This window comes from Halomonas sp. JS92-SW72, from assembly GCF_003547075.1.
Lineage (GTDB): Bacteria > Pseudomonadota > Gammaproteobacteria > Pseudomonadales > Halomonadaceae > Halomonas > Halomonas alkalicola.
The window spans coordinates 1855295-1878647 of the sequence record NZ_CP032147.1 but is presented as its reverse complement, the minus strand read 5'-3'; the positions used below and the strand labels follow the sequence as shown (position 1 = coordinate 1878647).

General features: G+C 70.7%; 23 protein-coding genes. 17 read left to right on the top strand and 6 right to left on the bottom strand.

From position 1 onward, the window contains the following. Window positions 1-106 precede the first annotated feature (106 nt). Window positions 107-1504, bottom strand: coding sequence for a coniferyl aldehyde dehydrogenase (locus tag D1793_RS08765; protein ID WP_119021828.1), 1398 nt, complete (start codon window positions 1502-1504; stop codon window positions 107-109). A gap of 95 nt (window positions 1505-1599) precedes the next feature. On the opposite strand from D1793_RS08765, the gene D1793_RS08760 reads away from it, so the two are divergent. From D1793_RS08760 to D1793_RS08695, 14 genes are all read left to right on the top strand, one after another. Continuing rightward, window positions 1600-2751, top strand: coding sequence for a GNAT family N-acetyltransferase (locus tag D1793_RS08760; protein WP_119021827.1), 1152 nt, complete (start codon window positions 1600-1602; stop codon window positions 2749-2751). A gap of 59 nt (window positions 2752-2810) precedes the next feature. Continuing rightward, window positions 2811-3146 (top strand): cell division protein FtsB, encoded by a 336-nt coding sequence (gene ftsB / locus D1793_RS08755; protein ID WP_119021826.1) that lies wholly within the window; start codon window positions 2811-2813, stop codon window positions 3144-3146. Next, a complete protein-coding gene (gene ispD / locus D1793_RS08750; protein ID WP_119021825.1) occupies window positions 3143-3889 on the top strand; it encodes a 2-C-methyl-D-erythritol 4-phosphate cytidylyltransferase in 747 nt (248 codons plus the stop codon). Before ftsB ends, ispD begins: the two co-directional genes overlap by 4 nt. Continuing rightward, on the top strand, window positions 3889-4395 hold the full coding sequence (gene ispF, locus D1793_RS08745; protein WP_119021824.1) for a 2-C-methyl-D-erythritol 2,4-cyclodiphosphate synthase: 507 nt from the start codon (window positions 3889-3891) through the stop codon (window positions 4393-4395). Before ispD ends, ispF begins: the two co-directional genes overlap by 1 nt. Continuing rightward, complete coding sequence (locus tag D1793_RS08740) at window positions 4388-5464, top strand: tRNA pseudouridine(13) synthase TruD (RefSeq protein ID WP_240407802.1); 1077 nt, start codon at window positions 4388-4390, stop codon at window positions 5462-5464. The genes ispF and D1793_RS08740 overlap by 8 nt, the downstream gene beginning before the upstream one ends. A gap of 11 nt (window positions 5465-5475) precedes the next feature. After that, window positions 5476-6222 carry a 5'/3'-nucleotidase SurE gene (surE, locus tag D1793_RS08735; RefSeq protein ID WP_119021823.1) on the top strand — a complete coding sequence of 249 codons (747 nt, stop codon included), beginning with the start codon at window positions 5476-5478 and terminating at the stop codon, window positions 6220-6222. After that, window positions 6209-6889, top strand: coding sequence for a protein-L-isoaspartate(D-aspartate) O-methyltransferase (locus D1793_RS08730; RefSeq protein ID WP_119021822.1), 681 nt, complete (start codon window positions 6209-6211; stop codon window positions 6887-6889). Before surE ends, D1793_RS08730 begins: the two co-directional genes overlap by 14 nt. 13 nt (window positions 6890-6902) lie before the next feature. Next, window positions 6903-7877 carry a DUF368 domain-containing protein gene (locus D1793_RS08725; protein ID WP_119021821.1) on the top strand — a complete coding sequence of 325 codons (975 nt, stop codon included), beginning with the start codon at window positions 6903-6905 and terminating at the stop codon, window positions 7875-7877. Beyond that, on the top strand, window positions 7870-9009 hold the full coding sequence (locus tag D1793_RS08720) for a peptidoglycan DD-metalloendopeptidase family protein (protein WP_119021820.1): 1140 nt from the start codon (window positions 7870-7872) through the stop codon (window positions 9007-9009). The genes D1793_RS08725 and D1793_RS08720 overlap by 8 nt, the downstream gene beginning before the upstream one ends. Before the next feature lie 116 nt (window positions 9010-9125). Continuing rightward, window positions 9126-10139, top strand: coding sequence for an RNA polymerase sigma factor RpoS (gene rpoS, locus D1793_RS08715; protein ID WP_162899939.1), 1014 nt, complete (start codon window positions 9126-9128; stop codon window positions 10137-10139). Between the two features lie 108 nt (window positions 10140-10247). After that, on the top strand, window positions 10248-11690 hold the full coding sequence (locus tag D1793_RS08710) for a TolC family outer membrane protein (RefSeq protein ID WP_119021819.1): 1443 nt from the start codon (window positions 10248-10250) through the stop codon (window positions 11688-11690). A gap of 160 nt (window positions 11691-11850) precedes the next feature. Then, window positions 11851-12969: an alanine racemase gene (gene alr / locus D1793_RS08705; protein WP_119021818.1), complete on the top strand. Its 1119-nt coding sequence runs from the start codon at window positions 11851-11853 to the stop codon at window positions 12967-12969. Window positions 12970-13024: 55 nt separating this feature from the next. Further along, a complete protein-coding gene (lpxL, locus tag D1793_RS08700) occupies window positions 13025-13927 on the top strand; it encodes an LpxL/LpxP family Kdo(2)-lipid IV(A) lauroyl/palmitoleoyl acyltransferase (protein WP_119021817.1) in 903 nt (300 codons plus the stop codon). A gap of 145 nt (window positions 13928-14072) precedes the next feature. Then, window positions 14073-14228 (top strand): DUF1328 domain-containing protein, encoded by a 156-nt coding sequence (locus D1793_RS08695; protein ID WP_119021816.1) that lies wholly within the window; start codon window positions 14073-14075, stop codon window positions 14226-14228. Between the two features lie 95 nt (window positions 14229-14323). Here the strand turns inward: D1793_RS08695 and ettA are convergent, their stop codons facing one another. From ettA to D1793_RS08675, 4 genes are all read right to left on the bottom strand, one after another. Beyond that, entirely contained in the window at window positions 14324-15985 is a 1662-nt protein-coding gene (gene ettA / locus D1793_RS08690) for an energy-dependent translational throttle protein EttA (RefSeq protein ID WP_119021815.1), read from the bottom strand. A 74-nt stretch (window positions 15986-16059) separates the two neighbouring features. After that, window positions 16060-16260 (bottom strand): hypothetical protein, encoded by a 201-nt coding sequence (locus D1793_RS08685; protein ID WP_169959042.1) that lies wholly within the window; start codon window positions 16258-16260, stop codon window positions 16060-16062. Window positions 16261-16469: 209 nt separating this feature from the next. After that, complete coding sequence (locus D1793_RS08680; RefSeq protein ID WP_119021814.1) at window positions 16470-16904, bottom strand: PAS domain S-box protein; 435 nt, start codon at window positions 16902-16904, stop codon at window positions 16470-16472. A 142-nt stretch (window positions 16905-17046) separates the two neighbouring features. Next, complete coding sequence (locus D1793_RS08675) at window positions 17047-18360, bottom strand: MFS transporter (protein WP_119021813.1); 1314 nt, start codon at window positions 18358-18360, stop codon at window positions 17047-17049. 106 nt (window positions 18361-18466) lie between these two features. Here D1793_RS08675 and D1793_RS08670 point away from each other — a divergent pair, with 106 nt between their 5' ends. Further along, complete coding sequence (locus D1793_RS08670; RefSeq protein ID WP_119021812.1) at window positions 18467-19357, top strand: DMT family transporter; 891 nt, start codon at window positions 18467-18469, stop codon at window positions 19355-19357. 24 nt (window positions 19358-19381) lie between these two features. On the opposite strand, the gene D1793_RS08665 is transcribed toward D1793_RS08670, so the two are convergent. Beyond that, window positions 19382-20056, bottom strand: a complete 675-nt coding sequence (locus D1793_RS08665; RefSeq protein ID WP_276110959.1) for an arylesterase — start codon at window positions 20054-20056, stop codon at window positions 19382-19384. On the opposite strand from D1793_RS08665, the gene D1793_RS08660 reads away from it, so the two are divergent. Together D1793_RS08660 and D1793_RS08655 are read left to right on the top strand one after the other, a co-directional pair. Next, entirely contained in the window at window positions 20055-20771 is a 717-nt protein-coding gene (locus D1793_RS08660) for an ATP-binding cassette domain-containing protein (RefSeq protein WP_119021811.1), read from the top strand. The two genes, D1793_RS08665 and D1793_RS08660, sit on opposite strands and share 2 nt — an antisense overlap. Then, window positions 20768-23350, top strand: coding sequence for an FtsX-like permease family protein (locus D1793_RS08655; protein ID WP_119021810.1), 2583 nt, complete (start codon window positions 20768-20770; stop codon window positions 23348-23350). The genes D1793_RS08660 and D1793_RS08655 overlap by 4 nt, the downstream gene beginning before the upstream one ends. The last annotated feature ends 3 nt before the right edge of the window (window positions 23351-23353 follow it).

The window sequence follows — 23353 nt, the reverse complement described above, 5'->3', positions numbered from 1 at the left end:
TGATTATATAGGTAAGTTTACCAAAAAGTTCTCCGCGAATGGCGTCATGCTAGCCGTTTATTGGTCGTATTTGTAGTTTTATTACCATTTGGTGCCGATCGGCTCGTCACAGCCCCAGCAGCCTCAGCAGCCAGCGCCGGTAGGGCGGGTTGAGCAGGCCCACGGCGTTGCGTCGCGCCTGGAGGAAGACGCTGCGCTCGAGGCTGAAGCGCAGGAAGCCGGCCTCGCCCTGGTAGGCGCCCATGCCGCTCTCGCCCACGCCGCCGAAGGGCAGGGCGGGCACGGCGTTGTGCCAGAGGGTGTCGTTGAAGACCACGCCGCCGGAGTGGGTGGTCTCGAGGATCTGCCGGCGCCGCTGCGCGTCGTCGGTGAAGGCATAGAGCGCCAGCGGCCGCGGCCCGGCGTTGACGTGGTCGATGGCGGCGTCGAGGTCGCGCACGCCGAGGATCGGCAGCCAGGGGCCGAAGATCTCCTCCTGCATAATGGCGAGCCCCTCGTTGGGGTCGATCACCAGGGTCGGCGGCAGCTTGGCCCCGCCGCCCGGCAGCTCGACGCGCTCACCCAGGGCGATCACCCGGCAGCCGTGGTCGCGGGCCTCGTCGAGCATCGCCTCGAGGCGCGCCCGCTGGCGCTCACCCGGCACGGCGGTGTAGTCCTCGCCGGCGGTGCCTCGGGGGTAGAAATCGGCCACTGTCCGGCGCATCGCCTCGATGAAGTCGCCGAGCCGGGAGGCCTCGACCAGCACGTGATCGGGGGCGATGCAGGTCTGGCCGGCGTTGAGCCACTTGCCGAAGGCGATGCGCTCGGCGGCACGCGACAGGTCGGCATCGGGGCCGATGATGGCCGGGGTCTTGCCGCCCAGCTCCAGGGTGATGGGGGTCAGGTGGGCGGCGGCGGCCCGGGCCACCTCGCGCCCGATGCGTGCATTGCCGGTGAACAGCAGGTGATCGAAGGGCAGCGCCGAGAAGGCGCGGGCCGTCTCCACGTCGCCCGGGATCACGGCGAGCTCGGCGGGGTCGAAGTAGCGCTCGGCCAGGCGCGCCATCAGAGCGCTGGTGGCCGGGGTGTGCTCGCTGGGCTTGATCAGCACCCGGTTGCCGGCGGCCAGAGCGTCCACCGCTGGCAGCCAGGCGAGGTTCCAGGGGTAGTTGGAGGGGGCGATGATGCCCACCACTCCCAGCGGCTGGCGGTGTACCCGGGCCCGCCCCGGCTGGAGCCGCCAGGGCACGGCGGCGCGCCGGGAGCGCATCCAGCGGCGCAGGTGGCGCCGCGCATGGCGCACCGCCTGCAGCACGGTGGCGATCTCGGCCAGCCGGCTCTCGGCCTCGGCGCGGTGGCCGAAGTCCTCGCCGATGGCGGCGATGATCTCCTCGCGGTGGTGCCGGGTCAGGGTCGCCAGCCGGGCCAGGCGATCGCGGCGAGTGGCAAGCGTCGGGTAGGGCTCGGCCGCGAAGGCGCGGCGCTGAGCATCGAACTGCGCCTGCAGCTCGCGGGCATCGGTCATGCACGTCTCCGTGTGTCGATGAGGATGGAAGGAGGCTCGGGCTCTGGGCACAATGTAGGCCTTCTGCCAACGGCTTGTCAGCTGCCGGAGCCGCCATGTCCTCGCTTGTGTTGCAAGAACTCCCCGCCATCGAGGCGGTGCCGGCCGCGGCCTGGAACGCCCTGGTGGGCGACGACCATCCCTTCCTGCGCCACGAGTTCCTGCACGCCCTGGAGGCGAGCGGCTCGGTGAGCCCAGCCACCGGCTGGGTGCCGCGCCACCTGACCCTCTGGCAGGGCGAGCGCCTGGTCGGCGTGATGCCCCACTACCTCAAGCACCACTCCTTCGGGGAGTATGTCTTCGACTGGAGCTGGGCCGATGCCTGGGAACGCGCCGGTGGGCGCTACTATCCCAAGGGGCTCACCGCGATCCCCTATACCCCGGCGCCCGGGCCGCGGCTGGCGCTGGCCGGGGGCATCGACCCGCTGGCCGCCCGGGAGCGGCTGGCCGCGGCCTGGGAGGGGCGCGGGGAAGGCGTGGCCAGCGAGCTCTCCAGCTGGCATCTGCTGTTTGCCGAGGAGGCCGAGGTGGCCGCCTGGCAGGCGGCGCGCCCCGGGCTACTGGCCCGCCACGGGGTGCAGTTCCAGTGGCGCGACGCCGGCTACGGCGACTTCGAGGGCTTCCTGGCCGCGATGACCTCCAAGCGGCGCAAGGCGATCCGCCGCGAGCGGCGCCTCGTCGCCGACCAGGGGCTGAGGCTGCACCGGCTCGAAGGGGAGGCGATCGACGCGGAGGCCCTCGAGCACTTCTTCCGCTGCTACGAGATCACCTACCTGGAGCGGGGGCGCCACGGCTACCTGAACCCCGACTTCTTCCGCCGGCTGCGCGCCTCGATGCCGGAGAGCCTGCTGCTGGTGCAGGCGCGGCTCGAGGGCCGGCCGGTGGCCGCGGCGCTCTGCCTGCAGGGGGCGCGCACCCTCTACGGCCGCTACTGGGGCAGTGAGGTGATGGCCGACTGCCTGCACTTCGAGGCCTGCTACTACCAGGGCATCGAGCACTGCCTGGCCCGGGGACTGACCACCTTCGACCCCGGCACCCAGGGGGAGCACAAGCTGGCCCGGGGCTTCGCGCCGCGCCTGCTCACCTCGCTTCACCATATCGCCGACCCCCGCCTGCGCGACGCCGTGGCGCGCTTCTGCGCCGAGGAGCGCGCCCAGATCCGCGCCTATTGCGCCGCCGCGACGCAGGCGCTGCCGTTCAGGGCGTGAGCGGACCCGGCGATGGTGGCATAATGCCGCCATCCTTATTTTCGCGACGGACGCTGTTCATGCTCAAGTGGTTGGCCATCGTGCTGCTGGTCCTGCTCGCCCTGCTGCAGTATCGCCTGTGGCTGGGTGAGGGGGGCATCCGCGACCTCGGCGAGGTGCGCGAGCGGGTGGCGGCCCTGGAGGCGGCCAACAAGCCGCTGCGCGACCGCAACGCCCGCCTGGGCGCCGAGGTGCTGGACCTCAAGACCGGCCTGGACGCCATCGAGGAGCGCAGCCGCAGCGACATCGGCATGGTGCGCGCCGACGAGCAGTTCTTCTGGGTGCCGGGCGTGGCGGTGGAGGCCGCGCCGGTGGTCAACCCCGCGCCGGCGGTGGGCCTGGAGGCCGGCCGATGAGCGTGGCGCCCTGGCTGGTGGTGCCCGCGGCGGGGCAGGGGCGACGCATGGGGGCCGATCGCCCCAAGCAGTACCTGGCGATCGACGGCCGCCCGGTGCTGGCCCACACCCTGGCGCGCCTGCACGCCGCCTTTCCCGCGGCACGACTCTGCCTCTGCCTGGACCCCGAGGACGCCCGCTTCGACCCGGCCTGGGTGCCCTTCGCCGAGTGGCGCCGGGTGCCCGGCGGTGCCGAGCGGGTCGACTCGGTAGCCAACGCCCTGGCGGCCATCGCGGGTGAGGCCGGTGAGAACGACCTGGTGCTGGTCCATGACGTGGCGCGCCCCTGCGTGACCGTGGCGGATCTTCTCCGCCTTCACGTCGTGCTGGCGGATGACCCGGTGGGTGGCCTCCTGGCCGCCCCGGTGGCCGACACCATGAAGCGCGATGACGGCGCCGGGCGAGTCGCGGCCACCGAGCCCCGCGCCGGCCTCTGGCATGCGCTGACCCCCCAGGGGTTCCGCTACGGCCTGTTGCGCCGGGCGCTGGCGGCGGCGCGGGAGGCCGGCGTGGCGGTCACCGACGAGGCCTCGGCGGTGGAGGCGCTGGGGCTCTTCCCGCGGCTGGTCAGCGGGCGTCGCGACAACCTCAAGATCACCCATCCCGAGGACCTGGCCCTGGCCGGGCAGATCCTGGCCGCCCAGCGCCAGGCGACGGCCTCGGGCGGGCAGGACAAGGCGCCTTCCGGCGCACTGGAGAGATGATGCGCATCGGCCACGGCTTCGACGTCCACCGCTTCGGTGAGGGCGACCACCTGATGATCGGCGGCGTCGCCGTTCCCTTCGACCACGGCTTCGTCGCCCACTCCGACGGCGACGTGCTGCTGCATGCCGTCAGCGATGCCCTGCTGGGCGCCTGCGCCCTGGGCGACATCGGCCGCCACTTTCCCGACACCGACCCGGCCTGGAAGGGCGCCGACAGCCGCGTGCTGCTGCGCCACGTGGTGGATCTGGTGCACCAGGCCGGCTACCGGGTCGGCAACCTGGACGCCACCCTGATGGCCCAGGCGCCGAAGATGGCGCCGCACATCGCGGCCATGGCCGCCACCATCGCCGAGGATCTCGGCGTCGCGGTCGGCGCGGTCAACGTCAAGGCCACCACCACCGAACGCCTGGGCTTCACCGGGCGCGGCGAGGGGATCGCCGCCGAGGCGGTGGTGCTGCTGCTGCCTGCGGCCCTCGTCGCTGAGGGAGAGCGCGCCGGTGAGTGAGGCCGACGCCCGGCGCGAGCCGGATGCCATCGCCTGGCCGCCGCGCTGGCCGCGGGTACTCGATGCCGACTTCGGCCCGCCGCCGGCGGGGGAGTATCGCGCCACCCCCGAGGACTTCCAGGTCGCCGAGGTGCTCGACTTCGCTCCCGAGGGGCAGGGCGAGCACCTCTGGCTGCACGTCGAGAAGCGCGACCTGACCACCGCCATGGCGGTGCGTGAGCTGGCCCGGCTTTGCGAGGTCTCGCCCCGCGACGTCGGCTACTCCGGCATGAAGGATCGCGTCGCCGTCACCTGCCAGTGGCTCTCGGTACAGCTGCCCGGGCGCGAGGCGCCGGCGGGGCTTGCCGAGGCGCTGGCCGAGCGCGGCATCCGCGTGCTGGCCGAGGCGCGCCATCCGCGTAAGCTCAAGCGTGGGGTGCACCGCGCCAATCGCTTCCGCCTGCGGATCACCGGCCCCGCGGTGGCCGAGCCCGCCCTGGAGGCGCGCTGGACGCGGCTGGTGGAGCAGGGCGTGGCCAACTATTTCGGGCCCCAGCGCTTCGGGCCGGATGGCCGCAACCTCCAGCGTGCCCGCTCGCTGCTGGCCCGCGGCTGGCGCAAGCGCGACGACCGCGACGGCATGCTGCTCTCCGCGGCGCGCAGCTTCCTGTTCAACGAGCAGCTAGCCGAGCGTGTCCGGGAGGGCAGCTGGCAGCGCCTGCTGCCCGGCGAGGTGGTGATCCTCGACGGCACCGCCAGCCAGTTCACCCTGGAGGTGCCGGATGCCGAGCTCGAGGCTCGGGCGGCTCGGCTCGACCTGCACGGAAGCGGCGTGCTGTGGGGCGTCGGCGGCTCCGTGGCGACCGGCGAGGCGCTGGCCCGGGAGGCCCGGTTGGCCCAGCGCTACCCGGCGCTCTGCGCGGGCCTCGAGCGCGCCGGGGTGCGCCTGGCGCGGCGTGCGCTGCGCCTGCGCCTCGGCGAGCCGAGCCTGACCCGCGGCGATAACGAACTGTGGCTCGCCTTCAGCCTGCCGCGAGGCGCCTTCGCCACCGCCGTGCTGCGCGAGCTGATCGCCCACCCCACCCTGTGAAGGAGTCCACGATGCGTCGACTGCTGCTCTCCAACGACGACGGCGTCCATGCCCCCGGCCTGCGTGCCCTGCATGATGCCCTGGCGCCCCACGCCCGGCTGCGCGTGGTGGCCCCGGACCGCGACAAGAGCGGGGCCAGCAACTCCCTGACCCTGAGCCGGCCGCTGTCGCTGACCGACATGGACAACGGCTTCTACAGCGTCGACGGCACCCCGGCGGACTGCGTCTACCTGGGGGTCAACGGCGTCTGGGACGAGAAGCCTGACCTGGTGATCTCCGGCATCAACCACGGCGGCAATCTCGGCGACGACGTGCTCTACTCCGGCACCGTGGCCGCCGCCATGGAGGGGCGCAACCTGGGCATGACGGCCATCGCCATGTCGCTTACGGGCTCGCGCCACTTCGATACCGCCGGGCGCGTGGCGGCGAGCCTGGTGGGGGCCGCCGACCAGCTCTCGCTGCCGCCGCGCAGCCTGCTCAACGTCAACGTCCCGGACCTGCCCTGGGACCAGATCCAGGGCTTCCGGGTCACCCGCCTGGGCTATCGCGGCCCGGCCTCGCGGCCCCTCGAGGTGCGCGACCCCCGCGGCCGGGTGCGCTGGTGGATCGCCGCCGCCGGGGAGAACGCCGACGACGGCGCCGATACCGACTTCGCCGCCGTCGAGGCGGGCTACGTTTCCATCACCCCGCTGCAGACCGACCTGACCCGGCATGCGGCGATCCGTGACGTACAGGGCTGGCTGGATGCACTCACCTGAGCGACTGCCGGCGCTGGTGCGGGGAGTGGGCATGACCTCCCAGCGCACCCGCGACCGCATGGTGGCCAGGCTTGCCGATCAGGGCATCCGCGATGCCCGCGTGCTGGCCACCATGGCCGCCGAACCGCGCCACCTCTTCCTCGACGAGGCGCTGGCCCATCGCGCCTACGAGGACACTGCGCTGCCCATCGGCCATGGCCAGACCCTCTCCCAGCCGTGGATGGTGGCCAGGATGACCGAGCTGGTGCTGGAGGCGGCCCCCGCCCGGGTGCTGGAGATCGGCACCGGTTCGGGCTATCAGACCCTGATCCTGGCGCGGCTGGTGCCGGAACTCTGGTCCATCGAGCGGATCAATGCCCTGCACCGCCGCGCCGCCGAGCGCCTGCGCCTGCTGGAGGCCCAGGGTGCACAGCTGCGTCTGGCCGATGGCGGCCACGGCTGGCCGGAGGAGGCCCCCTTCGATGTCATCCTGCTCACCGCCTGTGCCGGTGAGCTGCCCGCCCCGCTGCTGGCCCAGCTGGCCGAGGGGGGGGTGCTGATCACGCCGCTGGCCGATGCCCGGGGGCGCCAGTGGCTGACCCGCGTGCGGCGCCAGGGCGACACATTCGAACAGCAGCGCCTGGAGTCGGTTCGCTTCGTGCCGCTGCTGGAAGGCGTCATTCGTTGAAAGGAGTTCGTGCTTGAAGCGTTATCCAGGAATCTTTCTCAGGGGCGCCGGAATGGGGGCCGCCGATGCGGTCCCGGGGGTCTCGGGCGGCACCATCGCCTTCGTCACCGGCATCTACGAGGAGCTGATTCACACCATCAAGCAGTTCGGGCCCAGCGCCTTCGTGGCCTGGCGACGCGGCGGCCTGCCGATGCTGATCGCCCACCTCAACCTGGGCTTCGTGGTGCCGCTGCTGGCCGGTATCGCCGCCAGCCTGATCAGCGTCGCCCACCTGGTGGTGTGGCTGATGGAGGACCATCCGCTGCTGCTCAACGGCTTCTTCTTCGGCCTGGTGGCGGCTTCGGCCCTGGTGGTGGGGCGCCATCCCACCGACTGGCGATGGTGGCACGTCGCCCCGCTGGTGGCGGGGCTGCTGCTGGCCCACTTCCTGCCGGCGGTGATGCCGCTGATCACCCTGCTCGGCAGCCCCAACCTGATGCTCATCGTGGGCGGTGCCATCGCCATCAGCGCGCTGCTGCTGCCCGGGGTCTCCGGGAGCTTCCTGCTGCTCACCATGGGGCTCTATGGCACCGTGATGCAGGGCATCCGCACCTTCGACATGGGCCTGATCGCCGTGTTCGGGGTGGGCTGCCTGATCGGCCTGTTCTTCTTCTCTCGCCTGCTCTCCTGGCTGCTGCGCCGCCACCATGCGGCCACCCTCCAGCTGCTGCTGGGCTTCATCGTGGGATCGCTGCCGGTACTCTGGCCGTGGCGCGAACTGGTACGCTATCAGCTCGGCCCCGAGGGGCAGATGATCCCGCTGGACTATCGCTATCTCACCCCGGGCGACTTCGCCCTGCTCACCGGCGAATCGGCCCAGCTGCCGGCAGTGGCCGCGCTGATGCTGGCCGGCCTGGCCCTGGTGCTGCTGCTGGACCGCACCGGCCGGCGTCCGGCCGCCGCGAGCACGCCCAAGGGGGCGAACAAGGAGGATGCTTCCGATGCGTAAGGCAATGATGATTTCCGCGCTGGCCCTGGCCATGGCCGGCTGTGCCGCCCAGCAGCAGGGCCAGGCGCCGCAGGTCCGTGACCTCTCCGTCAGCCGCGAGCGCGCACCCGCCTCCCACTACACCGTGGAGACGGGCGATACCCTCTATGGCATCGCCTGGCGCCACAACATGGACTACCGCGATCTGGCACGCCTCAACCGCATCGGCCCCCCCTACCAGATCCAGCCGGGCCAGCGCCTGGTGCTGGACGCGGAAGGCCCGGGACCGGCCCGCGACGAGGGCGTCACCGCCGTGGCCAGCACGCCTGGCGTGGTGGCCACCCCCCTGGGCGGTGGCCAGCCCCCCGCCGATGTCGAGAGCGGCAGCATGGAGTGGCTGCTGCCCGACGGCACCACCGAGCAGGGCCGTCGGCTCTCCGCCCAGTCCCTGGACGAGGCCGACGGCCCGACCCAGGTGGCCATGGAGGGGGCCATGGAGGCCGCCGGCGGCACGGCGGGCCCCGGCCCCATCTACGACGCCACGACGCCGGGCGCCGACGGCAGCCTGAGCGAGCGTGACCTGGCCGAGCGGCGCGCCGCCGAGCCGGCGCCGGAAGCCCAGGAGGCGGCCCGTGAAGTGGCGGCGGTCGAGCCGGCCCCCCAGCCTGCGCCCGAACCCCAGCCCGCGCCCGCGGCACAGCCCGAGCAGGATGCCGGCACCGCCGTGGCCGGCGGCAGCCCGGCGCCGGATCGCAGCTCGCGCAGCTACACCCCGGTGGACGAGGTCAACTGGCGCTGGCCCGCTGACGGCGAGATCGTCGGTCGTTTCGGCGAGGGCGGCAGCATCACCGCCGGCATTGATATCGCTGGGCAAAAGGGGCAACCTGTCAGAGCCGCCGGTCCGGGGATCGTCGTCTATGCGGGCAGCGGGGTGCGGGGCTACGGCAACCTGATCCTGCTCAAGCACAATGACGAGTACCTGAGCGCCTACGCCCACAACGACTCCCTGCGCGTGCGCGAGAACGATGTGGTCGAGGCCGGTGAGGTCATTGCGACCATGGGCGACAGCGACGCCGAGGACGTGCGACTGCACTTCGAGGTGCGCAAGAACGGCCAGCCGCAGGACCCCCTGAACTACCTGCCGTCCCGCTGAGGCGCTCGGTGGCCCCGAAGGCCCGCGCAGCGGCGGGGTGTCACACAATAATAATCAGGTGCGCCGATGCTGTTGTCTGGCATCGGCGCCGGGACGCAACCACAGGGTAGCCATCGATGAGCATGCTTGAACGGGACCTTCAGGATGTGAATCTCGACACGCTCGAGGAGAAGGATGACACGGTAGTGGATGACGCTGCCGACGAACTGGACGACGACCACGACGACACGGAAAGCAGTCGTGACGATGAGGAGGCCTTCGAGAAGGCGCTGAGTCGCGAGGATCGCTACAGCAACCACAGCCTCGACGCGACCCAGATCTACCTCAACGAGATCGGCTTCTCGCCGCTGCTGACCCCGGAGGAGGAGGTCTACTACGGCCGCCTGGCCCGCAAGGGGGATCCGGCCGGGCGCGCGAGGATGATCGAGTCCAACCTGCGTCTGGTGGTCAAGATCGCCCGGCGCTACCTCAACCGCGGCCTGTCGCTGCTCGACCTGATCGAGGAGGGCAACCTCGGCCTGATCCGCGCGGTCGAGAAGTTCGATCCCGAGCGTGGCTTCCGCTTCTCCACCTATGCCACCTGGTGGATCCGCCAGACCATCGAGCGGGCGCTGATGAACCAGACCCGCACCATCCGCCTGCCCATTCACGTGGTCAAGGAGCTCAACATCTACCTGCGCGCGGCCCGCGAGCTGACCCAGAAGCTCGACCACGAGGCCACCGCCGAGGAGATCGCCGAGCACCTCGACAAGCCGGTGGAGGCGGTCAAGAAGATGATGGGCCTCAACGAGCGCATCTCCTCGGTGGACTACCCGGTAGGCGGCGACAGCGACAAGCCGCTGATCGAGACCCTGGCCGACGACAACGACCTGGGCCCCGAGTCCTCGCTGCTCGATGGCGACATCAAGCAGCACGTCGACGAGTGGCTCTCCGAGCTCACCGAGAAGCAGATGGAGGTGGTGGTGCGTCGCTTCGGCCTGCGCGGCCACGAGGCGGCGACCCTCGAGCAGGTGGGCGAGGAGATCGGCCTGACCCGCGAGCGGGTCCGCCAGATCCAGGTCGAGGCGCTCAAGAAGCTGCGCCGGGTGCTCGACAAGCAGGGACTCTCGCTGGATTCGATCTTCGCCTAGCGCTCGGTGCCGGCTCGCGTGTCGCCCCGGCCGGCACCCCCTTGCCGATTTCCTGCATGCTGCTGGGGCAGCATGCACTCCTCGGCCCCGTACAGGAATCGCAAGCCCATGCATCGCCCGACCCTGACCCGCCTGGTGCCCCGGCCGCTGGTCCTCCTCGTGGGGCTCGCCGTGGCCGGCACCGCTCAGGCCACCGACCTCTGGACCGTCGCCCGTGACGCCCTCGACAACGACGCCACCCTGGCCGCCGCCCGCTCGGGCTTCTCCGCCGTGGAGGCGGGGCGCGACGTGCAGCGCGGCACCCTGCTGCCCCAGCTCAGCCTCGGTGCCAACCTGACCCACAGCCGCACCTACGAGAGCCAGTCCGGCGGCGTGGTGCAGCCCGGCCAGCTGCCGCGGGACGAGGATGACGACGTCAACAGCCTCGGCGTGAACCTGGACGCCAGCCAGGCGCTCTATGACCCCGCGCGGCGCGCCCAGCTCCAGCAGGCCGAGCGCCGGGTCGATCGTGAATCGCTGTCGCTTGCGGTGGCCGAGCAGCAGCTGCTGCTGGACGTGGCCGAGGCCTACTTCGAGATCCTGCGCGCCCACGACATCCTGTCGGCGCGCCGCTCCCAGGAGACCGCCATCGAGCGCCAGCTGGAGCAGGCCCGGGAGCGCTTCGAGGTGGGGCTGATTGCCATCACCGAGGTGCACGAGGCCCAGGCCTCCTTCGACCTGGCCCGCGCCCAGCGCATCGCCGCCGAGAGCGCCATGCAGGTCAGCTTCGAGGCCCTGGAGCGCCTGACCGGGAAGCGCTACGAGAGCATCGACGGCCTCGCCGAGGAGATTCCCATCGTGCCGCCGGAGCCCGTGGATCGTGGCGACTGGGTCGAGCTCGCCATGGCCAACAGTCCCATGCTGCAGATGGCCGAGGCCGGCATCGAGGTGGCGCGCAGCGAGCTCGACGTCTCCCGGGCCGGCCAGCTGCCGCGCCTGGAGGCCTTCGCCCGCTACGACTACTCGGACAACGACCGCAGCGGGGCTTCCGGCTACAACTCCGGCAGCCAGCTCGGCCTGCGTGCCAGCATGCCGCTCTACACCGGCGGCAGCACCCAGGCACAGATTCGTCAGAGCGGCTTCGCACTGGAGGTCTCCCAGTACGACTTCGAGGCCCAGCGCCGCGATACCGTCCAGCAGGTGCGCTCGCTGTTCACCCGGGTGAGCAACGACGTGGAGACGGTGGAGGCTCGTGCCCAGGCCATCGTCTCCAACCGCAGCGCCCTGGAGGCGACCCGCTCCGGCTACGAGGTAGGCACCCGCAACATCGTCGACGTGCTCAACGCCGAGCGCAACCTGTTCAACGCCATCGCCGACCACGCCGAGGCGCGCTACGACTACGTGCTCGGCCTGCTGCGCCTGCAGCAGCAGGCGGGGCTGCTCGACGCCGAGTCGATCCAGGCGGTCAACGCCTGGCTGCGCAGCGAGGGGGCGGTGTCGCTGGAGCTGCCGGCGATGGCCAACGATGACCCGGTGATGAACATCGGTCAGCGGCCTCGGTCGCCATCCTGAAGATTTGCTGCCAGCTGATTATTTATTGACTCTTGTCACCAGAAACCACCAATAATTTGGTGGTTTCTGTCATGAGATAGCCGCGCTATCCATGGATAATGCCAGCTCTTCTGGTCAATTCTTCTCGCCAGCCTCTCCCTTCACAGCTTCAGGATCCGCCATGGCCCGGCCGCTGATCGCCGATATCGACCTCGATGCCCTGCGTCACAACTATCGTCTCGCCTGCTCCCTGGCCCCCGACAGCCGTGCCGTCGCGGTGCTCAAGGCCGACGCCTACGGCCATGGTGCGGTGGCCTGCGCGCGAGCGCTTGAGGGCCTCGCCCCGGCCTTCGCGGTGGCCTGCATCGAGGAGGCGGTGACCCTTCGCGAGGCGGGCATCAGTACTCCCATCGTGCTGCTCGAGGGGATCTTCGAGGCCGCTGAGCTCGACCAGGTCGAGGCGCTGGGCCTGTGGATGGCGGTGCACAGCGACTGGCAGGTGGAGGCGCTGCTCGCCCGGCGTCCCGCCCGGCCGATTCCCACCTGGCTCAAGGTGGATACCGGCATGCACCGCCTGGGCTTTTCTCCCGAGCGGGCGGAGGGCGCCTGGCAACGCCTGGCGGCGGCACCCGTTCACGCCTGCGACCTGCACCTGATGACCCACTTCGCCACCGCGGACCTTGCCGCCACCGGCTACTTCGCCGGCCAGATGACGCGGCTCGCGGCCCTGGCCGAGCGGCTCGGCGCACCGCTCTGCCTGGCCAACTCGCCGGCCACCCTGGCCCGCCCCGAGGCCCACGGCGCCTGGAACCGTCCCGGGGTGATGCTCTACGGCAGCGACCCGCTGGAGCGCGCCAACGAGGCGAGCCGCCGGCTCGCGCCGGTGATGACCCTGCGCTCGGCGATCATCGCCGTGCGCGAGCTGCCCGCCGGCGAGCCGGTGGGCTACGGCGGGCGCTGGGTCACCCCGCGGCCGTCGCGCATCGGCGTGGTGGCCTGTGGCTACGGCGACGGCTACGACCGCCACGCCGTGGACGGCACCCCGGTGCTGGTGGCGGGCCGTCGCACCGCCGTGGCCGGCAAGGTCTCCATGGACATGATGACCGTGGATATCACCGATATCCCCGAGGCGGAGATCGGCAGCGAGGTGGTGCTGTGGGGCCGGGCCACCAATGGCGAGGTGCTCGGCGTGGACGAGGTCGCCCGTCACTGCGACACCATCAGCTACACCCTGCTCACCGGGGTGCTGCCCCGGGTGCCGAGGCGGTATCATGGGGAATCGGGGACAGACCCCAATTAATCATGCACAAGGAGAGGGTTCACATGGAGCGGTCCGTTAATTGGGGTCTGTCCCCATGAGCCACCAGAACTTCGCCCACCCCCGCTACTGGCCGGTGTGGTTCGCCATCGGGCTGATGTACCTGGCGGCCTGGCTGCCCTGGCGGCTCAAGCTCTGGGTCGGCAAGGGAATTGGCCTGGCCGCCTGGCGCTTCGCCCGGCGCCGGCGCCATATTACCGAGACCAACCTCAGGCTCTGCTTTCCCGAGCTGGATGATGACCAGCAGCGGCGGCTGGTCAGGGAGACCTTTATCGCCAACGGCATCGGCATCATGGAGACCGCCACCGGCTGGTGCCGTGACCCGGAGCACCTGCGCCACCGGGTCACCTTCAAGGGCCAGGAGCATATGGCCAGGGTGCAGGCCGAAGGGAAGGGGGCGCTGGTCATCGGCGTGCACTTCTCGACCCTCGACCTGGGCGGGGCCCTGCACTCGCTCTTCTTCCCGGCGGACGTGGTCTATCGCCCCCACGACAACCCGCTCTTCGAGCGCTTCATGACCCGGGCCCGCAAGCGCATCTTCGGCACCGCCATCGACCGCCACGACCTGCGCGGCGTGGTGCGCCGCATCAAGGCAGGCCATCACGTCTGGTACTCACCGGATCAGGACTTCGGTCGCGATGTCAGCGTCTTCGCTCCCTTCTTCGGCATCGAGGCGGCCAGCATCAAGCTCACCGCCAAGATCGCCCGCATGACCGGGGCACCGGTCATGCCGCTGATGTTCCACCGTAACCCGGACAACCGCACCTATACCCTGGAGTACCTGCCGCCGCTGGACAACTTCCCCAGCGGGGACGAGGTGGCCGATGCGGCGCGCATCAATGCCTTCATCGAGGGCGCCATCCGCAAGCATCCCGAGCAGTACCTGTGGCTGCACCGGCGCTTCAAGACCCGCCCCGAGGGGGCGCCGGAGCTCTACTGAGCCAGCCGTGAAGGGCATGCGTGTTACAGGGGGACACCAAGCGTAACTTGCCATTCCTGCTCGGGATGACAAGGCTGTAGGGGAGCGCGGGGCGAAGGCTGGCCCCGCTGGATAACCGGAAAATGCACCGGAAATGGAGGTTCCCATGCTTGGCAACGCCCTGCTATTTCTGATTATCGCCATTATCGCCGGCGTCCTCGGCTTCACCGGTATCGCCGGGGTCGCCACCTCGATCGCCCAGATCCTCTTCGTGCTGTTCCTGATCCTGTTCGTGGTGTCGCTGCTCTTCGGACGACGCTGACCGCCTCTCCCCGGCGGCCATCACCCCCAACGCAGAAGGCCCCTCCATCTGGAGGGGCCTTCTCTATCTGCGCATGAGGAAAGGGCGTCGACGTCTCAGGCGTCGATGCGCTTGTACTTCATGCGGTGCGGGGTGTCGTCGCCCACGCGCTTCCTGTGGTCCGCCTCGTACTCGGCGTAGTTGCCCTCGAAGAACTCCACGTGGGAGTCGCCCTCGAAGGCCAGGATGTGGGTGGCGATGCGGTCGAGGAACCAGCGATCGTGGGAGATCACCATGGCGCAGCCGGGGAAGGCCAGCAGGGCCTCTTCCAGGGCGCGCAGGGTCTCGATGTCCAGGTCGTTGGAAGGCTCGTCGAGCAGCAGCACGTTGGCACCCTGCTTCAGGGTCTGGGCCAGCTGCAGGCGCCCGCGCTCGCCGCCGGAGAGCTCGTTCAAGCGCTTCTGCTGGTCATTGCCCTTGAAGTTGAAACGCCCCACGTAGGCCCGCGAGGAGACCTCGTAGCCGTTGATGTTGAGCATGTCCTGGCCGTCGGAGACCGCTTCCCACACCGTCTGCTTGTCGTCCAGGCCGTCGCGCAGCTGCTCCACATAGGCGACATCGACGGTATCGCCGATCACCACCTCGCCGGCGTCGGGCTGTTCCTTGCCCGTGATCAGCTTGAACAGGGTCGACTTGCCCGCGCCGTTACCGCCGACGATGCCGACGATGGCGCCCTTGGGCACGGTGAAGGAGAGGTCCTCGTAGAGCAGCTTGTCATCGAAGCCCTTGGCGACGCCGTGGAACTCGATGACCTTGTCGCCCAGGCGCGGGCCGGGCGGAATGTAGATCTCGTTGGTCTCGTTGCGCTTCTGGAAGTCGCCGGACTGCATCTCCTCGAAGCGGTTGAGGCGCGCCTTGCTCTTGGCCTGGCGGCCCTTGGCGTTGGAGCGCACCCACTCCAGCTCCTGCTTGATGGCCTTGTTCTTCGAGGCCTCCTGCTTGGCCTCGCGGGCCAGGCGCTGCTCCTTGGCCTCGAGCCAGCCGGAGTAGTTGCCCTCGAAGGGGATGCCCTGGCCGCGGTCGAGCTCGAGGATCCAGCCCGCCACGTTGTCGAGGAAGTAGCGGTCGTGGGTGATCGCCACCACGGTGCCGTTGTAGTCGTGCAGGAAGCGTTCCAGCCAGGCCACCGACTCGGCGTCGAGGTGGTTGGTGGGCTCGTCGAGCAGCAGCATGTCGGGGCTGGAGAGCAGCAGGCGGCAGAGCGCCACGCGGCGCCGCTCGCCGCCGGAGAGATGGCCGACGCGGGCCTCCCAGGGCGGCAGGCGCAGGGCCTCGGCGGCCACCTCGAGCTTGCGCTCGAGGTTGTGGGCGTCGGCGGCCTCGATGATGTTCTCCAGGCGCGCCTGTTCGGCGGCCAGGGCGTCGAAGTCGGCATCCGGCTCGGCGTAGGCGGCGTAGACGGCGTCGAGCTTCTCCTGGGCTTCCTTGATGGCGCCCAGGGCCTCTTCCACGGTCTCGCGGACGTTCTTGTCGTCGTCGAGCTCGGGCTCCTGGGGCAGGTAGCCGACGTTGATGCCCGGCATCGGGCGCGCCTCGCCCTCGAACTCGGTGTCGACCCCGGCCATGATGCGCAGCAGGGTCGACTTGCCCGAGCCGTTGAGGCCCAGCACGCCGATCTTGGCACCCGGGAAGAAGGAGAGGGAGATGTCCTTGAGGATCTGCTTCTTGGGGGGCACGACCTTGCCCACCCGGTTCATGGTGAAGACGTATTGCGCCATGGGAACCCATCGGTTGGAGGATTTGCAGTGGCCACGATGATAGTGGCCACTGCAGGCAAAGGCCAGCCGCGGCCCTACTCCTCTTCGTCGATGGCCCAGTCGTCCTCGATGGCGCGACGCAGGCGACGCTCCTCGAGCAGCGCCTCCACGCGGCGGCGGGCGCGCAGGGTGTCGGCGCGGCTGGTGCGGGGACGAGCATACTCCTCGTCGTTCACCGCTTCGGAAAAGTCCACCTCGTCATCGAGGCTCGGTTCGAGAAGGTGTTCACGGCCCATGCGATCTCCTCCCATGGCCAGGGGTCGACGGGCGTCGACCGGTCACATATTGCTTCTCTTCCCCAGTGCGTTGCAGCTCTGTAACGCGGAATCCGAAGCGCCCAGGCAACATGGTTGCCTGGGCGCTATATATCGCCACTTCGCGCAGGGCACAAGCCCCCGCGCGAATTTATTTGCCGGCGCGGTCGGCCGGGGCAGCCCGGGCCGGCTCACTCCAGGCCATGCTGGGCCTTGAGGCGCTCCAGTTCCAGCTGGGCCTCGACCCGCTCGGTGACGTCCTTCTGAACGCCGATGTAGTAGGTCAGGTTGTCATCGTCGTCGTGGACGGGGGTGATGGAGAGCTCGTTCCAGAACAGGGTGCCGTCCTTGCGGTAGTTGCGCAGCACGGTGCGGCAGGGGCGGCCCTCGGCCAGCGCCTTGCGGATGGCCACCAGGCCCTCCTGGTCGCGATCCTCGTTCTGCAGGAAGCGGCAGTCCTGGTAGAGGATCTCGTCGGCACTGTAGCCGGTCAGGCGCTCGAACCCCTTGTTCACGTAGATCAGGATGTTCTCGTCGCCTTCCTGTTCGGCGACCACGATGCCATCTTCGGAGGCATCCACGATGCGCTCGAGCAGTTCCGGGCTGATCAGGGGTGATCGTTTCATTCTGGACGTTCCATTCTGGGCGATCCTGTCGCAAATCCTGTCCTGGCCGCCCGGTAGGGCGACGGCGGCGGGCACTTCACAGCTGATTACATCATGGCCAGACGGCCGGGGGATTTCAACGCGGCGCGTTCACGCTACCTGTTCACTCCACCTCAGGCAGCCGGCTGGCGCTGGCCGCGGCGGCCAGCGCCATCAGCGCCAGCACCACCATCAGCGCGGCGGTGCCGAGCCACTGGGCCAGCGCGCCGACCAGGCCACCCACCGCCAGCATCAGCACCCCGGTGATGGTATTGGAGAGCGCCACGTAGAGGGCGCGCCTGTCGCTGCCGGCCATGTCGACGATATAGGTCTTGCGGCCCAGGCGCACCCCGGCGTGGATGATCACCAGCAGGGCATAGACCAGCGCATAGGGCCATACGGTCTGGCTCCAGGCACCCGGCAGCCAGGCGATGGCGGCGGCCAGCAGGCAGCAGAGGGTCGCGCCGAGCCCGGCATCACGCATCACCTGGCGGCTGGAGGCGTCGGCGCGCTTGCCCCATACCGGGCTCGCCACCATGCCGGCGAGCCCCGAGACCACGATCAGCACGCCGAGTCCCCCCAGTGCGGTGCCGCTCTGCTGCTGGCCGAGCAGCGCCACGTAGGGCAGTGCCAGGGCGCTGGCCAGCAGCAGGGCGCGGGAGAGGTTGAAGTGCAGGAAGGCGCGATCCTCGCGCAGCAGGCGCAGCCCCAGCCTGACGCTGTCCCAGGCGTTCTCGCCGCCCCCCACGGCGCCGGGGGCCTCCCTGATGCGCGCCGCACACAGGGCGTTGAGGCCCCAGCCCAGGGCCGCGATGCCCAGCAGCACCGCCAGGGCCAGCTCTCCTGGCCGGTCGTCGAAGAGCACCAGGACCGCACCGGCGGCCAGGGTCACCGCCCCGGCCATGCTGCCGCTCCAGCCCATCAGGGTGCCGCGGCGCTGCTTGCTGATGGTCTTGCCCAGCACGTCCTTGGTGGCCACCGAGGAGAGCCCCCGGGCGAGCGACAGCGCCACCAGCACGGCGAGCACCAGCCCGCCGCCCACGGCGCCGGAGCCGAACAGCGCCAGCAGGGCGAGCAGGGCCGCGGCCACCGCCTGCAGCAGCCCGCCCGCCACCCAGGCCCACTTGCGCTCGGGCCTTAAGCGAATGAACCCCGCCACGAAGAGCTGGGGCAGCAGGGCGCCGGCCTCGCGGATCGGCACCAGCAGGCCCACCATCCACAGCGGTGCGCCGATTACCCCCATCAGCCAGGGCAGCACCAGCCTTGCGCTGGAAAGCTCGTCGGCCAGCTTGTTACCGAGCGAGGCGACCAGGTGCAGGAAGAAGCTCCGCGGCTGCTCGTCGCAGGCCTCGTCCGGGATGTCCTTGCACATCCGGCTGTCCTCGTCGCCGGTCAGCCACTCGTAGAGGCGGGACTGGCTGATCTCGGGTGCGGCCATGGGGGCTCCTCGCTGGTAGGATGTTTCACTCATATTGTCGCGACAGGGAGGCCGCCGTGTCATCCATCCTGCTTCACCGCCGCTCTCCCGGCGGGCGCTCATCGCCATGACCCGGGACGGTCAGGCGATGCTCTACGGCCTCGGCGCCGTGGCGCTGTGGTCCACCGTGGCCACCGCCTTCAAGGTGGCGCTGGGCTACATGTCGCCGCTTGAGTTGATGTGGCTCGCCTCGCTGGTCTCCTGGGCGCTGATCGGCGCCCTGGTGGTGCGCCAGGGGCTCGCCGGCCAGGCGTTCCAGCGCGGCTGGCGCACCGCCGCCTGGGCGGGGCTGATGAACCCGGTGGCCTACTACCTGCTGCTCTTTGGGGCCTATGACCGCCTGCCGGGCCAGGAGGCCATGGCCCTCAACTACACCTGGGCGCTGGCCATGGCGTTTCTCGCCGTGCCGCTGCTCGGCCAGCGGCTGACTCGAATGGATGTGCTGGCCGGCCTGGTCGCCTACGCCGGGGTGTGGGTGATCGCCACCCGCGGGGCGGTGTTCGACGTGGCTTTCGCGGATCCCCTGGGGGTCGCCCTGGCGCTGGCCTCGACCCTGATCTGGGCGCTCTACTGGCTGCTCAATGCACGGGATCATCGCCCGCCGCTGGTGGCCCAGTGGCAGAACTTCAGCGTCGGGCTGCCGGTGCTCACGCTGCTGCTGCTGGCGGGGCCGGGCCTCCAGTGGTACGGCTGGCCGGGGCTCGCCGCCGGGGTCTACGTGGGGCTCTTCGAGATGGGCATCGCCTTCGTGCTGTGGCAGCTCGCCGTGCACCGGGTGTCGCGCACGGCCAAGGTCTCCAACCTGATCTTCCTCTCGCCGCCGGTGTCGCTGCTGCTGCTCTTTCTGGTGGTGGGGGAGCCGATCCTGGCCTCGACCCTGGTCGGCCTCGTGCTGATCCTCGGGGGCCTCGCGCTGCAGCAGTGGCAGAAGGCCCCGGCGCCGCACCCGCAGGCCTGAGCCGGCGTCGACTCCGGGTCGCTGTCAGGGCAGATCGGCCTTCGCCGCCAGGACACCATTCGCCTTCAGCAGCGGTGCGAGCTCGGGCCAGACGGTGTCGAGGATGATCGGCTGGGCCTCTGCCGTGGGGTGGATGCCATCGCCCTGCATCAGCGTCTCGTCCAGCGCCACCCCCTCCAGCAGGAAGGGCACCAGCGGCAGGTCGAACGCCTCGGCCAGGCGGTGGAAGACCCCGGTGAAGGCGTCACGGTAGGCCTGGCCGTAGTTGGGCGGGATGTCGATGCCGAGCAGCAGCACCTCGGCCTCGGCCGCCAGGCTCGCCTCGATCATGCGAGTCATGTTGCCCTTGAACTGGCCCGGCGGCAGGCCGCGCAGGCCGTCGTTGCCGCCCAGTTCGAGCAGAACAATGTCGGGGGCATGCTGTCCGAGAAGCTCGGGCAGCCGGCTGGCGCCGCCGGCGCTGGTCTCGCCGCTGATGCTGGCGTTGACCACCCGCGCCTTTCCGTCGAGCCGTGCTTCCAGCAGACTGACCCAGCCCTCGTCGGCCTCGATGCCGTAGGCCGCGCTCAGGCTGTCGCCCATCACCAGCAGGGTGGGGCGTGCCTCGGCCAGCGCCGTGCCGGCGGCCAGCGCCAGGGCCAGGGCCAGCAGCCAGGCGGTCAATCGACGATACGCACAACCAGGGAATCCCTTCATCATGAACGATACCTCTCGCATGGACATGACGCCGATTCTACACGCCGAGCACCTGGCCAAGCAGGTCAGGAGCGGCGACCGGCAGCTCACCATTCTGAGTGACCTGGCCCTCTCGGTGTTCCCCGGCGAGACGGTGGCGATCCTCGGCCAGAGCGGCGCGGGCAAGTCGACCCTGCTGGGCCTGCTGGCCGGGCTCGACCTGCCCACCGGCGGCGAGCTCTCGATGTTCGGGCAGTCCCTCGCCCCGCTGGACGAGGATGGCCGCGCCCGGCTGCGCGCCGGCCGGGTGGGGTTCGTGTTTCAGAACTTCCAGCTGCTGCCGACCCTCACCGCGCTTGAGAACGTGATGCTGCCGCTGGAGCTCTCGCCGCGGCCGGGCACCGAGGCCCGCGCCCGGGAGTGGCTCGAGCGGGTGGGCCTGGGCGAGCGTCTCGACCACCTGCCCAAGCAGCTCTCCGGCGGCGAGCAGCAGCGGGTCGCCCTGGCCCGGGCCTTCGTCACCGGCGCCGAGCTGGTGTTCGCCGACGAGCCCACCGGCAACCTCGACCCGGACACCGGCGAGCGCATCATCGAGACCCTCTTTTCGCTCAACCGCGAGGCCGGCACCACCCTGGTGCTGGTCACCCACGACCACGCCCTGGCGCGGCGCTGCGACCGCTGCCTGCGCCTGGACCACGGCCGCCTGGAGACCCTGCGCCTCGACGAGGTGAGCGCATGAGCCTGACCGCCCTGCGCCTGGCGCGCTTCTCGGCCCGGGGGCTGGCCCGCGACCTGCGGGCCGCCGACGTGCGCGCGCTGTTCGTCGCCCTGGCCCTGGCGGTGGCCGCCTCCACCATGATCGGCTTCTTCCTCGACCGCCTGGACCGCGGCCTGGAGCGCCAGGCCAGCCAGCTGCTGGGCGGCGATCTGGTGCTGGAGCAGGGCCGCCCCTTCGGCAGCGAGCTGCGCCAGACCCTGGAGGAGGCCGGGCTGGTGCTCGCCGACCAGGTGGGCATGGTCTCCATGGTCAGCTTCGGGGACGCCTTCCAGCCCGCCAGCCTCAAGGTGGTGGACCAGCGCTACCCGCTCTATGGCGCCGTCCACGTGGATCTGGGGGAGGGCAGTGAAGCGGTGGCCCGGGGCCCGGCCCCGGGGGAGGCCTGGCTGGCGCCGCGCCTGGCGCTGCTCCTCGAGGCCGAGCTCGGCGACCGCGTGCAGGTGGGGGAGACCGAGCTCACCGTGGCCGGGCTGGTCGAGCGCGAGCCCGACCAGTCCGGCGGCTTCGCCAACTTCAACCCGCGGCTGATGATGCACGCAGCGGACCTCGCCGCCTCCAACCTGGTGCAGGACGGCTCGCGGGTCTCCTATGAACTGCTCGCCGCGGGGCCGCCGGATATCATCGACGACCTGGCGCCGCTGCTGGCCCAGCTGCGCCGCGACGGCATCGAGGTGCGCGACGTGCGCCGCGACCGCCCCCAGCTCGGCAACGCCCTGGAGCGCGCCGAGCGCTACCTGAGCCTCGCCGGGCTCGCCGCCGTGCTGCTGGCCGGGGTGGCGGTGGCCATGGCCACCCGGCGCTACGTGGATCGCCACCTGGATACCGCGGCGCTGATGCGCTGCTTCGGCGCCACCCAGGGGGAGCTGACGCGGCTCTTCAGCCTGCAGCTGCTGTGGCTGGCGTTGGCCGCCTCGGCGGTGGGCGCGCTGCTGGGGCTGGCCGGCCAGGCCGGGCTGCTGGCCCTGCTCACCGCCTTCCTGCCCATGGAGCTGCCGCCCCCCGGGGCGCTGCCGCTGTGGCTCGGCGTGCTCACCGCCCTGGCCGTGCTGGTGGGTTTCGCCGGCCCGACCCTGCTGCGCCTGAAGAAGGTCAGCGCGCTCAAGGTGCTGCGCCGCGAGCTCGACCCGCTGCCCGCCGCGGCCTGGCTGGTGGTGGCGGTGGCCAGCGCCGTGTTCGGGGCGCTGCTGTGGCTCTACTCCGGGGACCTCGGCCTCTCGGTGGGGCTGCTGCTGGGCGGGCTCGTCATGCTGGTGGTGCTGTGGGGGCTCGGGTCGCTGCTGCTCGCGGGGGTGCTGCGCCTGGCGGCGCGGCTGCCGCGCCGCGGTGGCGAGGCCGACCTCGTCCAGGCGCTGCGCCTGGGCGGGGCCCAGCTGGCGCGGCGGCGCACGGCGAGCCTCGGCCAGCTGCTGGCCTTCTCGGTCACCTTCTTCGCCATGGCGATGATCGCCCTGGTGCGCGGCGACCTGCTCACCACCTGGGAGGCCCAGCTGCCGGAGGACACCCCCAACTACTTCGCCATCAACATCCAGCCTCACGAGCGCGAGGACTTCGAGACGGCGCTCGGCGGCGCCGCCGATGCGCGCAGCGCCCTCTATCCCATGGTGCGCGGGCGCATCACCGCCATCAACGACCGGCCGCCGCGGGAGGCGGTGCCGGCGGACGCCCGCGGCGACAACACCCTGCGCCGCGAGCTCAACCTGACCTGGCGCGAGACCCTGCCGGAGGGCAACCGCCTGGTGGCGGGGCAGTGGTTCGATGCCCTGGAGGGCGCCGAGCCCGGCGGCTGGCTGGGGGAGGTGGCCGCCGAGCCCGCGGTGATCCGAGTGCCGATCTCCGTGGAGGATGGCCTGGTGGAGCGCTTCGGCCTGGCGCTCGGCGACACCCTGACCTTCACCATCGGCGGCGAGGAGATCGTCGGCGAGATCGCGAGCCTGCGCGACCTGGACTGGGACAGCTTCCGGCCCAACTTCTTCGTGATCTTCCCGCCCGGGGTGCTGGAGCGCTTCGGCCACAGCTACATCACCGCCTTCCACCTGGATGCCGGCGAGACCACCACCCTGCGTGAGCTGGTGCGCGCCTTCCCCGGGGTCTCGCTGCTCAACGTGGATGCCATCCTCGGCCAGGTGCGCGAGCTGCTGACCCAGGTGACCCGCGCCGTGGAGCTGGTGCTGGTGTTCGTGCTGCTGGCCGGGGTCAGCGTGCTCTACGCCGCCCTCACCGCCAGTCGCCCGGTGCGCGCCCACGAGAGCGGCCTGCTGCGGGTGTTCGGCGCCGGCAACCGCATGCTCTCCCGGGTGCAGGGGGCGGAGTTCGCCATCCTCGGCCTTGCCAGCGGCCTGATGGGGGCGCTGCTGGCGGAGCTCGCCACCGCCGCCATCTACCTGGCCTGGTTCGATCTGACGCCGCGGCTGCACGGCTGGCTGTGGCTGGCGCTGCCGCTGGGCGGGGCGCTGTTGATCGGTGCCATCGGCCACCTGCTCTCCCGGGACCTGCGCCGCCAGGCCCCGGCGGCGAGCCTCGGCCTGCTGGGCGAGACCTGAGGG